Below are 12,894 nucleotides of genomic sequence, written 5' to 3'. Positions count from 1 at the left end.
TCGCACCCGCCTGTGCCGCGATTGCATGGCGCGAGACTTGCTACTGCATCACATGCATGTGTGCGGTCAGCGGATGGCTCCCGGCATTGCTGAAGAACGCGGCCTCTTCGGCGGTTGCCTCCAGCAACTGCTCGTCCTGGTTATAGACGTCGTTGCGGAACTGGATGGTCTGGTCCTTGGTCATCCACGCCGTGAGATAGATCCAGGCCACCGGCACCTTCTTCGCCATGGCGACCTCCAGATGTTGCCCGGTCGCGATCTCCGCGTCGATCGCGGCCCGGCTCCATTTCGGCTGGTCCTTGAGCAGCCAGGCGGCGAGATCGCGCACATTGTCGATGCGCGAGCAGCCGTGGGAATCGAAGCGGTAGTCGTCACTGAACAGGTTACGCTGGTTGGTATCGTGCATGTAGACCGAATAAGCGTTCGGCATGTCGATCTTGACGGCACCGAGCGCGTTGAAGGTGCCGTTTTGCTGGCGCACCGTGAAGCTCGGCGTGCGCGTGCCCGACCAGTCGACCGAATGCGGATCGATCGGATTGTCGTGGGCATCGAGCACTTCCATGTGCATGCGCGACAGATAGGTCGGGTCCTTGCGCATATGCGCCGAGATCTCGGTCCTGGCGATCGAGGCCGGCACCGTCCAGGTCGGATTGAGCACGACGCTGCTGATCTGGGTCGTCAGCGTCGGCGAGGGCTTTTCGGTCTTGCCGACGATGACGCGATAGCGCCGCACCACGACGTCGTTCTCGACAGCCTCGGCAAACGCGGCGGGGATGTTGACCACGACATAGCGCTGTCCGAAGCCGAAGTTCATGTTCTCGAGCCGCTGCAGCGAAGCCTCGAGCTGCCGGACGCGCTTCTGCACGGGGACGTTCATTGCCACGATCGTGCGCGGCGTCATCGCGCCGGTCGGTGCCAGTCCGTGACGGGCCTGGAAGCGCTTCACCGCGTCGGCAAGGTCCTGGTCGAAAGCCCCGCTCGGCCTGTCGGCGGCCAGATCGCCGGAGAGGATCAGCCGCTTGCGCAGCAGGTCGTCGTTGGTGCCCTGGACGCCGGGTGCGAATTTGGCGTCTACAGGAATGCTCGGCCAACCGCCGCGCACCGCGAGATCGGAATAGCTGAGCGCCGCGTCCCTGATGCGCTGTGCGGAACCCTCGTCATAGGTCGGCTCGTGCGTCATCGCGAGCGCGGCGGCCGAACGGCTTTCCGCCGTCGAGGCAGGCGCCGCGGCGGTCCTCGGCGCGGCCGCGTGAGCTGGATTGGCCGCGGTCGGCACCGTCCCCGCCGTCGCCGGCCTTGGCGTCGCCTGTCCAACGGTCTCGGTTTGCGCCAGCGCAGAGGCGCTGGCGAGCATGCCGACGGCAAGGATCATTGCGTGGCGTTTCGACATGTGTCTCATTTGCCCCCAGTCCAGCTTGCAAGAGAGCGAGGCCCGGGCGGGCCATCGCATTGGCAATTCCCGGCGGCCGCGCTGCGGGCGCCGATTCGTGAAATCGGCGGGAAATTAGAGCTTCGGTGTTGAGGCCCCATTAAGCACGGCAGTCGAAAGCTCCGCGCTTCCGGTGCGGAGTCTCTCGATTGGGTCGCGGCGAGGGCGGGATGGGTTCGCGAAAAACGCGATCAGGGCGGTAAAAGGTCCCGAAAAAGGGGCGGTCAGATCACCCAGAGAAGCAGAGGCCGCGCGCGGAAAGCGCGCGGACCAAGACGGACGCAACAACATGCGATCCGGCTCTCGTTCAATCCGGCCGCGTCCCCGTGACGCGGCGGATTGAAGATCGGCCGTAAAGATAGACCGTCGGTCGATCTCAGCTTTCGTTCGCTGCGATCGATTCCATCAGCGAAACCAGCTGGCGCTGCACCGTCTGGTCCTTGATCTTGCTGTAAGCGCGCAGCAGGCGGAGGCTGAAGGCCGAATCGAGGAACAGCAGGCTCTCGACTTCGCGGGCCTTGTTGTCGCCGTCGTAGAAGAAGGTCACGGGCACGTCGAGGGCGGAGGCGATCTGCTGAAGCCGCGCCGCGCCCACGCGATTGACGCCCTTCTCGTACTTCTGGACCTGTTGGAAGCTGACGCCGAGCTTTTCGCCGAGTTCGGCCTGCGAGATCTTCATCTCGACGCGCCGCAGACGGATCCGCTTGCCAAGCTCGATGTCCGGCTTGCCGGCGCTGCGCTGCTTCATTCTCTTTGCCGCTGCTTTCATCTTCGTTTTCACCTTTGTTCTTCGGTTGAAAATCCCCCGAAGAGCTGGGTCAGGGGTTCGCCCATATACGAGTTCTTGAATTCATGCGGATGCACGAACTCTTCCTTAAACCACGGGAAACGAGCTGGACTGAAAGCTTCGATCAGCCAGTCGATCATGTGCCGCACGCGCGGAATACGGCCGCTACCGGGATGGTAGGACAACCAGATATCCAGCGGTCGGTTCAGCTCGACCTCCAGTGGAATCAACTTCCCGCCAAGCGCAATGGCGTAGCTGGGGAAGACGCCGATGCCGGCGCCATTCGCGACGGCCCAATAGTTGGCGCTTGAGACGTTGGTCTTCATGACCAGAAGGTCACGTTCCGAAACGCCCGGGAAGAAGCTCTCGAAGGATTCCTTGGCGGCGAGCTGGTCGGCGAATTGCAGCACCAGCCGATGCTTGATCAATTCCGCCGCCGAACGCGGCGCGCCATGTTTTTCGATATATTTCTCCGAGGCCCAGAACATCAGGTGCATGCGGCCGAGCCGCACCAGCTTGATGTCGAGCGCCGAGGGACGCGACAGATGGATGGCGACGTCGGCCTCGTGGCGCGAGACGTCGGCCGAGCGCATCGCGCAATGCAGGTCGACCAGGATCTTCGGATAGGCTTGCTGGAATTCAACCAGGCGCGGGGCAAGCCAGAACGTGCCGAGCCCCTCGGTAACGGCGACCCGGACCTCGCCGGACAAGGCGTTGGCCATCGAATCGCTGGCCCGCAGCACGTCGAAGGTGGCAGCCTCCATGCGCTCGACGGCGGACACCACCAGCGCGCCTTCATCGGTCAGATGGGTGCCGTGGACGTCGCGGGTGAAAAGCGTGGTGCCGGTTTGGCGCTCGAAATCGTCGATCCGCCGCCGCACGGCGTTAATCGACAGCGACAAGCGTTCGGCCGCCGACCGGAAACTTCCGCACCGGACGACTTCAAGGAATATGCGGGCCGTATCCCAATCGGAGAGGCCGCTGAGATTTGTTTTTGGACGTTCCGCCAGAGGAACGCCCCTTTCCGCCAAGGAGTGCATACAAGTCCCTTCGGATAGCTAAACTGGCAGAATCTGGCGCAAACCACAACTACTGCGAGTTGGGGGATGATGAGTTTTGAACCGTCATCCTTACTATCTGGTGGGTGGTATTTGGATGCTGCTATAGGCTGGGAATCGGGTGGATTTTTCGCCTGGATGAGGGGTGTGGCGTGAGTTCCGTTGCGAGCCGTGAAGTGGCTGCGGGATTACAGGCGCTGTCCGCAATGACTGTCCTTGCGCGCAAGCCGGCCCCGTCTCCTTCGATGGATCAATCACAACGCGCCAAGCGTTCGCTTCTAGATGGCTTCAATCAGGGCCAACAGCGCGACGCGGCGATGTTCACCGGAACCGCGGTTCCACGGCAGAAACCCTCTGAAATCGGGTTCAGAGGCGCAGTGGCCTCATGCTATCCTCGCTATTCCATGGGGGCCGAGGGGGTCGTCACAATCACGTCTCGCAGGCCGAATTAACGGAAAGAACGCCGGTGTCGCATTCAGACGAACAATTGCAGTCGGTGCTGGAAACGCTCGAAGAGTGCCGCAAGGTTCTCAACGCGTGCAACAGCCGTGAGTCGGCCGAGCTGCTCTCCATCGTCATCCTCGATGTCAGGATGAAACTCAAAGGAATAGACAGTGCCGATCTCAAGGCATTGTGCGACGAAATGCTGCGGAGCGCTGCGAGCGAGCCGCCGTCCTCTTCCAAGCAGACGCAGGACCAGCCCCGGCGTCCGCTGCTCCGCGTGGTGAAGTAGCCGCGCCGCCGAATCTCGCTTTATGGCGAGATTTGTGCGCGTCCCGATGCCGCACCTGTGATCACAGACGGCATTGGGAGGAGCCCTCGTTTCGTGCGCCTCTGTTGCGCATTTTCCGGCATCGGCTACACCAGAGCCGATTCGGCTCCGGCCGGGCGCATTTCCCGCGCGCCTACCGGCACCTGAGATGGCTCAGACGGCATCATGCAAAATGTTTCGATCCCGGCGGCGCTGATTGCCGGCCTCGTCAGCTTCCTTTCCCCTTGCGTCCTGCCGCTGGTCCCGCCGTATCTGATCTACCTCACGGGCGCCACGATCGAGCATGTCGAGAGCGACGAGCCGTCCTCGGCCTCCAAGCGCGCGATCATGATGTCGGCGCTGCTGTTCGTGCTCGGCTTCTCCACGGTATTCGTCGCGCTCGGCGCCAGCGCCTCGCTGATCGGCGGGCTGATCCGAACCTGGTCGGCGGAGCTGTCGATCCTAGCCGGCATCGTCATCATCGTCATGGGCCTGCACTTCCTGGGGCTGACGCGCATCGGGCTGTTGATGCGCGAGGGGCGGCTGCCGATCCCGAAGCCGGTCGGCCTCTGGGGGGCTTATATCATGGGCCTTGCCTTCGCCTTCGGCTGGACACCCTGCATCGGCCCGATCCTCGCCGCGATCCTCTCGATCGCCGCGGCTGAAGCCACGGTGACGAAGGGGGCAGGCCTGCTCGCGGTCTATTCCGCGGGCCTCGGCATTCCCTTCCTGATCGCGGCCCTGATGATCGAGCAGTTCTCCGCATTGTTTGCGCGCATGAAGGGCCACCTCGTCAATGTCGAGCGCGCCATGGGCGTGTTGATGGTGATCACCGGCATCGGCTTTCTCACCGGCGCGGTCTCGAATGTGAGCATCTGGCTGCTGGAGACCTTTCCGGCACTGCAGACGATCGGGTAGGCCGTCTTTCGTTCACCGCGCCTCGTCCGCAGTCCGACATGCTCTTGCCTCGGCTCGCGCTGATTGCGGCCAGCAGACACATGACGTAGCCAGCCGCCGAGGCCGAGCTCGGCAACCCGGGCCTCTCGATGCGATGTCATGCCGTCAGCTCGGCGAGGGGCGGCCATCTTTGAGCTGGCCGCCCGCTGCCGCGCCTCGATCAATCGATTTCCTGCACCACCGTGCGCGAGCCGGGATCGACGAGCATCACGCGATCGCCGGAATAGACGTAGCGATATTTCGTGAGGGAGGGACCCCAATCGGATGGTACGGCCTCCAGTTCGACATCGCTCGGCACGGTCGCGCCGACGATGATCTTCTCCTTCGTCGTGACCGGACGGAGGTGATGCTCGGTGACGTAGGATTTGATCCTGGTTCGGTATTGCGGCTCGATCTGAATTGCCGCGGCGTGGCCGGTTCCGGTGGTCGTCACCACGGTGGATTGCGCAAACGCACTGGTGGAGATCAGAACCGCCGCGGCGGATAGCAGGAACAGCTTCTTCATCTCGTCCTCCTCGCAGGAATAAGCGCCGCAACCACACCTCACCATCCACGGCGTTCCTCCGCATAGGAACAAATGCATAGGAACAAATTGCCATTTTTTCCCGTTTGCAGATCGGACCGGGCCGGAAAGCCCGGCGATTGGAGGAGAAGAAAATGAAGCTGAAGATAGCGACTGCGGCGCTGATGCTTGCTGCATTGTCCCTGCCGGCGTTCGCGGCCGACGAGTTCTATGTCGTCCAGGACGTCAAGACGAAGAAGTGCACCGTCGTCGACAAGAAGCCGACGGATACGTCCATGACCGTGGTCAGCCCGTCGGGCACGATCTACAAATCGCGGACCGAAGCTGAAAGCGGCATGAAGACCGTCAAGGTCTGCACGTCAAATTGAGGGGGACGACAAATGCCAGTCTTCATCTTGTGGGCAGTGCCGGCCGTGCTGGTGATCGGCGGCGGCATTTATCTGATCGGCCATATGCACTAGGCCTGCAGTAGACGGCGAGCGGGCCTGTGCGTGCAGCGCACAGGTCCGCCAGTCTTCGGATCTTTGAAGAAGCAGTCGAACCGCGTGCCCGCAGGGGCGCGCGAGTTGCGGTGCAACAGCTCGTGGTGGGTAGCCCTGCGACGAAGGAGTACCTCCAGCCCAGGCGAAATGACTTCCGTCCCGCTGAGGTTTTTCATACGCTTCCCCTCGCAAGCCGCAGGCCGGCTGCGCTCACGCCCCGGCGACAGGGTCGGAGCATCAAAGGGAGGGGAGACGATGAAGCGAAGATCATTTCTCGCTGGTATCGGCGCGACCACTGCGGCGGCTACGCTCGGCATGCCGTCGATCCTCAAGGCGCAAGCGCCGATCACGCTGAACGGCGCAGTCCAGTTCAACGATGACCATGCCTTCAACCGGGCGCTGCTCCGGTTCGAGGAGTTGGTGAAGAAATATTACGGCAAGCCGGTCAATTTCACCCTGCACAAGAACTCCTCGCTCGGCCTCGAGAAGCAGTATTTCGAGTACATGTCGCAGGGCAAGGCGGTCGATTACGGCATCGTCTCGCCTGCCCACATGTCGACCTTCGCCAAGGCGGCTCCGTTCATCGACGCGCCCTTCGTGTTCAAGGGAATCGATCACATGAACAAGGTGGTCGAAGCCAATATCCTGGCGCCGATCGCCGACGAAGTCGCGGCGAAAGCCGAGGTCGTCCTGATCGGTTATTCCGGCGGCGGCATCCGCAACATCTTCGCCAACAAGCCGCTCAAGAACCTTGCTGACCTCAAGGGGCTCAAGGTTCGCGTGCAGGGCGCGCCGATCTGGTCGAAGACCTTCGCGGCGGTTGGCATGAGCCCGACAGTGATCGCCTATAACGAGATCTACAACGCGATCCAGAACGGTGTGATAGCGGCCGGCGAAAACGAGGCGGCCGGCGTTGAGGCGATGAAGTTCTACGAGGTCGCTCCACATCTCAGCCTGACCCAGCACGCGGTGTCGATCCGGCCGATCTGCTTCTCGGTGAAGACGCTGAAGACCTTGCCGAAGGATCTGCAGGACGCGATCATGAAGGCCGGCAAGGAGGCCGGCGATTACGGCCGTCAGCTCGAGTCGAGCGAGGAGGTCGTCAAGCTCGACACGCTCGAGAAGGCCGGCAAGCTCAAGCGCGTCCCCTTCGAGGAGCGGGATGCCATGAAGAAGCTCGCCGACCCCGTGATGGCCGCCTACGCCAAGGAAATCGGCGCGGAAGGCATTTTCGAGAAGATCAACGTCGTCTGAGATCTTTGCGTCCGCCGACAGCATCTCCGGGCAAGCCCCGCTTCTTGCCCGGACGTGGCGGATGAGCTGCCGCACGGAGCCCCAATGCCTGACATGCCCGTCCCGTCCACACCGTCGCTGTGGCGCCGCGTATCGGCGGCCTATGCGAAATTGCTGGAATTCCTGCTGGCCGCCTGCGTCGGCGTCCTGATCGTTCCGGTCACGCTGCAAATCGTCTCACGCTACACGCCCTTCATTCCCTCTTACATCTGGACGGAGGAAATGGCGCGTTTCCTGTTTATCTGGACGATCATGATCGGCGCCATGGTCGGCGTGCGCGAAGCGCAGCATTTCGAGGTCGACGTGTGGCCCGATCTGTCGCGGCGGTCGGAGGCTGCGGTGCGGATCATCGCGCGTCTCGGCGTGCTGGCGCTGGCGCTGGTATTCGTAACGGCTGGTCTCGAGTTCACTCGCTTCGCCTGGAACAGGACGTCGGAGCTGGCCGATCTGCCGCTTTGGCTGATTCACGTCGCCTGGCCCGTTGCTGGGATAACGTGGATCGTCTTCGCGGGCGAACAGATCATCGATGAAATGCGCGTTCTGGTTGGGGCGAGGCGATGAGCGGAAATGTACTCTCTGCCGGACAGGCCGCGATGGTGCTGTTCGGAGTCTTCGTCGGCCTGCTCATCGTGCGCGTGCCGGTGGCTTTCGCGCTTGGCCTTGCCTGCGTGCCGATCCTGCTGATCGAGCCGCATCTGTCTTTGATGATGCTCGCGCAGGAAACCTTCAATGCCTACAATTCATTCATCCTGCTGGCGGTGCCGTTCTTCCTGCTGACGGCGAACCTGATGAGCATCGGCGGCATTACCGACCGCCTGGTGGCGCTGTCGCGCTCGATGGTCGGGCATTGGCCGGGATCCCTGGCGCAGATCAACGTCGTGCTGTCGGTGTTCTTTGCCGGCATTTCGGGCTCCTCCACGGCCGATGCGGCGAGCCAGTCCAAGATCTTCATCGATGCCCAGACCAAGGAAGGCTACGACCTATCGTTCTCGATCGCGATCACGGCGGTGTCGGCGGTTCTGGCGGTCATCATCCCGCCGTCGATCCTCATGATCGTGTGGGGCGGACTGATCTCCACATCGATCGCGGCGATGTATCTGGCCGGAATCGTGCCGGGTCTGCTGATCGCGGGCGCGCAGATGGCGACGGTGCACGTCTATGCAGTGCGCCGCGGCTACCCGACCTATCCGAAGGCGACCTGGGTCGAGATGCGATGCGCGATCTGGAAGTCGATACCGGCGCTGATGACGCCGTTCATCATCGTTGGCGGCATTCTGCTCGGCTGGTTCACCGCAACCGAATCCGCCTGCGTTGCGGTGCTCTATTCCGTGGTGCTCTCGGCGTTCTTCTACCGCGAGACAGGAGCCCGCGAGTTGTACAAGGCCTTGCTCGACACCGGGCGCCTCGCCGGCGTGGCGCTGTTTTGCGTCGGCACGGCCAGCGCGTTCGGCTGGCTGCTCGCCTATTACAAGATCCCGCAAGAGCTGCTGGCCAACGTCTCGACCTGGGGCATGGGCGCCGTCACGGCCGGCTTCTTCATCTCCTTCTGCTTTCTGGTGGTGGGCTGCTTTCTCGACGCCATCCCGGCCATCATCATCGTCGGCACCGTGCTGGAGCCGCTCGCCAAGTCCGTCGATCTCCATCCGGTCCAGTTCGCGATCATTTCCATCGTGTCGCTGGCCTTCGGACTGGTGACGCCACCCTATGGCCTCTGTCTGATGATCGCCTGTTCGATCGCGGGCGTACGACTGCGCTATGCGCTAAAGGACACGGTGATCATGCTGATCCCGATGCTGCTCGTGCTCGCGGCCGTCATCGTCTGGCCGAGCGTGTCGCTGTTCCTGCCGCGTCTGATCGTGCCGGAAATGCTCAAATGAGCGCTGGCAAATGAGCTTCCCAGAGTGCGATCCCGCGGACGACTGCCGCGGGATCGAGCCAATTGGCTAAAGGTTGCTCTCGGTGATCGCGGCGTAGACCATGCTGCGCAGCTCGCGCCGGATCGGGTAGGCGCTCGACGGCAGCACCTGGGTCATGAAGATCGCGATCAGCTCTTCGGCCGGATCGATCCAGAACGAGGTGGTGGCGGCACCGCCCCAATTGTATTCGCCGGGGCTGCCGGCGATCAGCGTCTCTGCGGGGCGCATCGTCACGGCAAAGCCGAGGCCGAAGCCGATGCCGTTATAGGTGGCTTCCGAGAACAGCGAGCGCGACACTTCCGGCAGCACATGGCCGCCCGGAATGTGGTTGGTCGTCATCAGAGCCAGCGTCTTCGGCCCGATCAGCCTGACGCCGCCGAGTTCGCCGCCGTTGAGCAGGGCCCGGCAGAAGGTGAGATAGTCGGCGACCGTCGAGCACAGGCCACCGCCGCCGGAAATGAAGGAGGGCGGGGTGAGGAACGAGCTCGTCGCCGGGTCATCTTGGAGCGTCAAGCCTTCGCGCCGCTGGCCGGCGTGGAACGTCATGCCGCCGCCGGGGTCTGCCGAGTAGCAGGCGGCGAAACGATGGGCCTTCGAGGCCGGCACATGGAAATCGGTGTCGGTCATGCCGAGCGGATCGAGGATGCGTGACTTCAGAAACTGTTCGAACGGCATGCCTGAGATCTTGCCAACGAGATAGCCGAGCACGTCGGTCGCGACCGAGTAGTTCCAGGCCTCGCCCGGCGAGAACTCCAGCGGGATCTTTGCCAGGCCCTCGATCATGGTCTGGAGTGTGCCAGACTTCTCGACCTCGCCGATCTTTTCAGTGCGATAGGCGGCGTCGACATTGGAGCGCTGCTGGAAGCCATAGGTGAGGCCGGAGGTATGACGCAGGAGGTCGACGATCAGCATCGGCCGGGACGGCGGCCGGGCCAGGAAGGCCGGGTAGGTGCCCGCGACGAAGACGCCGAGATCCTTCCATTCCGGAATGTACTTGACGACGGGCTCGTCAATCGCGACGAGGCCTTGCTCGACCAGCATCATGAAGGCGACGCTGGTGAGCGGCTTGGTCATGGAATAGATGCGGTAGATGGTGTCATCCTTCACCGGCGCCTTGCGCTCGACATCGGCCAGGCCCTGAACCGAATTATGAACCACTTTGCCTCGACGATAGACCAAAAGGTGGGTTCCGGGGAAACGGCCGGCATCAATGTAACGGTTCTTCAGGTGCGCATCGATGCGATCGAGCGCGGCCTGGGACATGCCGACGGATTCGGGGGAGGCAGGAGTGGGGGCTAGCATGGGAACGTTCCTCGGACGGTTCTTGTCGTAAGCGTGATAGCCGAAATCGCCCTCCTATTCCAAGCCGGTTGCGCTTAACTCCAGCTGGCCTGCTGGTGTAGCCTCTATGGCTGGACGCTCCAAGAAAACCGAGAATCCGAAAGCAGAAAACGGGAAGCACAGCATCATGACCCAGTTCAACGAGACCGAACTCACCGAAGCCGTCGTGCGGAGCTTCGACAGCACGCCGAACCCGCGGGCAAAATTCCTGCTCCAGGAATTGGTGAAGTCGCTGCACGATTACGTGAGCAAGACAGGTCTCACCTTCGAGGAATGGGAATATGCCATCGAGTTCCTGACCCGAACCGGTCAGAAATGTACCGACACCCGTCAGGAATTCATCCTGCTGTCCGACGTGCTCGGGGTCTCCATGCTGGTCGATGCCGTCAACCACAGGGATCGCGAGGGTGCCACGGAGACCACGGTGCTCGGCCCGTTCTATGTCGGCGAGCACAAGGTGACCGCACACGGCACCGACATCTCCCCCAACAACCAGACCGGCGAGCGGATGTTCGTGCGGAGCCGCGTCACGGATCTGAAGGGCAAGCCGCTCGCGAACGTCCCCGTCGACGTCTGGCATGCCGATGATGACGGCTTCTACGATTCACAAAAGGCCAACTATGACGAGGTCGGCGCCTCGGCGCGGGCCCGCTTCATCACCGATGATGATGGCCGCTTCTTCTTCCGCACCATCCTGCCGTGCAGCTATCCGATCCCGACCGATGGTCCGGTCGGCGAGATGATCGTGCAGACCAGACGCCATCCGATGCGCCCGGCGCATGTGCACTTCCTGGTCAATGCGAAGGGCTACGAGCCGCTGATCACCCACGTCTTCATGGATGGCGACAAATATCTCGATTCCGACGTGGTGTTCGGCGTGAAAGACGATCTCGTCGCCAAGGTCGAGCCGCGCAATGACCCCACGATGCCCGACGGCACCAAGGCGAACGGGCAATGGCACCTGATGAGCTACGAATTCCACCTCAAGCCCGGCGGCGGCATGGCGCCGAAGCCGCTGGGAGTGAAGGCGGGAGAGCCGGCGTGAGGGCCCGCTGGGAAGGGCGGCAGCCTGGGCGCGGACGACGTCCGCTGTGCTCTTGAAAGCGGTGCAATCACGGAGCTCGGTTAATTTCCTGCCGGCGACCACACCGACACTTGGTCGACTGATCCCGATACACCAGCCCAAGTCTACCTAAGCCCAAGTCTACCTAAGCCCAAGTCTACCTAAGTATGGCCACTTCATACCTGCGTGCGATGGCGCCGACCAAGTGCTTGGTGCTACCGATATATCCAGAGTGAAAAGCAACGGAACCGGCCTGCGAGCCGGCAGTTGCGGGACAAGGCCGGCGGCGTAGTGCCCGCCGGCCCTTCTCCCGATCCAGCGGCGCTTTGCCGCTCAACTGATGCTTACCGCCATGGTTGGTGCAGAGAGTACGCCATGAGAAACATCGCCGATCTTCTGATGCGGTTCTGGCAGCCGGCCCCCGCGTCCCAGACTCAGGTTGCGACTGCGGCTAAAAACCGAGATCGATCCAGTATGGCAGATTTCGTGCGGATCCTGCAGGCCTACGATCAAGCCCATTAGGGCAGGAATTAGAGGCAACCGCGTCGGTCCGTGATACCGCCGTTCAGGGGCATTCGCGTCGACGTGGCCGCACCGCTCGACAGGGCCCGTCAGGGGAAAAATCTTGAAGCCTCGGATCTCGCCTGCGCAACGCACAATGCGTTGCACTATCATCGATCGCGATTGGGAACCCATTCCTCCGCGGTAGCGTCCCAATGATGGGTGTCGTCGAAGTGCTTCCAGGGTGGCCGCCTTGGCTTGGTTTCATCGTCCTGTCGGTTTGCATTCGACGTGCGGAGTCGGACGACCAGCGCTCGAGCCATCATCACCCATTCGCGAGCGCTATATCGGGAGTTCCATTTGATTGCAGCGAACATTGGATGCCTCCTTCAAATAAGAAGCTTTCGCCACATTAGCCCGGCCAAGAACACAGGAATGTAAACCACTTCACAGTCAGTCGGCATCTTCGACATGGCCGTGGGCGATCTCACTGCGCGACGGCCACACCTATGTTCGCGCGCAGCGTCCGGCTCAGGTCACGCTGCCGCGCGAACAAAACACACGCGACGAAACGTAGCATTGTACTTGTAGGCGGAGACGCGTCCTTTTGACAGAGTGCATGTCAGCGCTGGTGGGCTGTGCGCTCGATAGAGGTCAGCGCATGCTTGAGCTTTGGAACAGCTGGTACGACACCCTGGTCTCGGTGGAGGCGCTTGCCACGGTCATCGTCATTGTCCTAGTGGCTGCGGGCGTCATTACGCTGGCGGAGAGTCGGCGGCGATAAACGCGTCCG

The 12,894-nt window shown here is 62.2% G+C and carries 13 protein-coding genes; 8 read left to right on the top strand and 5 right to left on the bottom strand.

Annotation, left to right across the window (positions count from 1 at the left end):
* Positions 1-40: 40 nt before the first annotated feature.
* The 3 genes from XH84_RS05320 to XH84_RS05310 form a co-directional block, all read right to left on the bottom strand.
* The gene (locus XH84_RS05320; RefSeq protein WP_128916899.1) at positions 41-1,390 is read right to left on the bottom strand and encodes a L,D-transpeptidase family protein; all 1,350 of its coding nucleotides are present in this window, start codon (positions 1,388-1,390) and stop codon (positions 41-43) included.
* A gap of 415 nt (positions 1,391-1,805) precedes the next feature.
* Positions 1,806-2,177 carry a helix-turn-helix domain-containing protein gene (locus XH84_RS05315; RefSeq protein ID WP_020608151.1) on the bottom strand — a complete coding sequence of 124 codons (372 nt, stop codon included), beginning with the start codon at positions 2,175-2,177 and terminating at the stop codon, positions 1,806-1,808.
* Positions 2,178-2,206: 29 nt separating this feature from the next.
* Positions 2,207-3,256: a LysR family transcriptional regulator gene (locus XH84_RS05310; protein WP_128916900.1), complete on the bottom strand. Its 1,050-nt coding sequence runs from the start codon at positions 3,254-3,256 to the stop codon at positions 2,207-2,209.
* Between the two features lie 484 nt (positions 3,257-3,740).
* Between XH84_RS05310 and XH84_RS05300 the strand changes: the two genes are divergently transcribed.
* Both XH84_RS05300 and XH84_RS05295 read left to right on the top strand, forming a co-directional pair.
* Positions 3,741-4,007: a hypothetical protein gene (locus XH84_RS05300; RefSeq protein ID WP_128916901.1), complete on the top strand. Its 267-nt coding sequence runs from the start codon at positions 3,741-3,743 to the stop codon at positions 4,005-4,007.
* Positions 4,008-4,211: 204 nt separating this feature from the next.
* Positions 4,212-4,943, top strand: coding sequence for a cytochrome c biogenesis CcdA family protein (locus tag XH84_RS05295; protein ID WP_128916902.1), 732 nt, complete (start codon positions 4,212-4,214; stop codon positions 4,941-4,943).
* Between the two features lie 199 nt (positions 4,944-5,142).
* Here the strand turns inward: XH84_RS05295 and XH84_RS05290 are convergent, their stop codons facing one another.
* Positions 5,143-5,487 carry a DUF1236 domain-containing protein gene (locus XH84_RS05290; RefSeq protein ID WP_128916903.1) on the bottom strand — a complete coding sequence of 115 codons (345 nt, stop codon included), beginning with the start codon at positions 5,485-5,487 and terminating at the stop codon, positions 5,143-5,145.
* A gap of 152 nt (positions 5,488-5,639) precedes the next feature.
* On the opposite strand from XH84_RS05290, the gene XH84_RS05285 reads away from it, so the two are divergent.
* From XH84_RS05285 to XH84_RS05270, 4 genes are all read left to right on the top strand, one after another.
* Positions 5,640-5,873, top strand: coding sequence for a hypothetical protein (locus XH84_RS05285; RefSeq protein ID WP_128916904.1), 234 nt, complete (start codon positions 5,640-5,642; stop codon positions 5,871-5,873).
* A 369-nt stretch (positions 5,874-6,242) separates the two neighbouring features.
* Positions 6,243-7,241 (top strand): TRAP transporter substrate-binding protein, encoded by a 999-nt coding sequence (locus tag XH84_RS05280; protein ID WP_128916905.1) that lies wholly within the window; start codon positions 6,243-6,245, stop codon positions 7,239-7,241.
* A gap of 84 nt (positions 7,242-7,325) precedes the next feature.
* The gene (locus XH84_RS05275; protein ID WP_128917180.1) at positions 7,326-7,841 is read left to right on the top strand and encodes a TRAP transporter small permease; all 516 of its coding nucleotides are present in this window, start codon (positions 7,326-7,328) and stop codon (positions 7,839-7,841) included.
* Entirely contained in the window at positions 7,838-9,157 is a 1,320-nt protein-coding gene (locus XH84_RS05270) for a TRAP transporter large permease (protein WP_128916906.1), read from the top strand. Before XH84_RS05275 ends, XH84_RS05270 begins: the two co-directional genes overlap by 4 nt.
* A gap of 66 nt (positions 9,158-9,223) precedes the next feature.
* On the opposite strand, the gene XH84_RS05265 is transcribed toward XH84_RS05270, so the two are convergent.
* Positions 9,224-10,498 carry a serine hydrolase domain-containing protein gene (locus XH84_RS05265; RefSeq protein ID WP_128916907.1) on the bottom strand — a complete coding sequence of 425 codons (1,275 nt, stop codon included), beginning with the start codon at positions 10,496-10,498 and terminating at the stop codon, positions 9,224-9,226.
* Between the two features lie 166 nt (positions 10,499-10,664).
* Here XH84_RS05265 and XH84_RS05260 point away from each other — a divergent pair, with 166 nt between their 5' ends.
* Both XH84_RS05260 and XH84_RS41340 read left to right on the top strand, forming a co-directional pair.
* The gene (locus XH84_RS05260) at positions 10,665-11,582 is read left to right on the top strand and encodes an intradiol ring-cleavage dioxygenase (RefSeq protein ID WP_128916908.1); all 918 of its coding nucleotides are present in this window, start codon (positions 10,665-10,667) and stop codon (positions 11,580-11,582) included.
* 1,180 nt (positions 11,583-12,762) lie between these two features.
* Positions 12,763-12,885: a hypothetical protein gene (locus XH84_RS41340; RefSeq protein WP_283810244.1), complete on the top strand. Its 123-nt coding sequence runs from the start codon at positions 12,763-12,765 to the stop codon at positions 12,883-12,885.
* Positions 12,886-12,894 lie beyond the last annotated feature (9 nt).

Origin of the sequence: Bradyrhizobium nanningense (genome assembly GCF_004114535.1) — a bacterium.
In the GTDB taxonomy this organism is placed as follows: Bacteria; Pseudomonadota; Alphaproteobacteria; order Rhizobiales; family Xanthobacteraceae; genus Bradyrhizobium; species Bradyrhizobium nanningense.
This window is presented reverse-complemented; position numbering and strand designations above follow the sequence as displayed.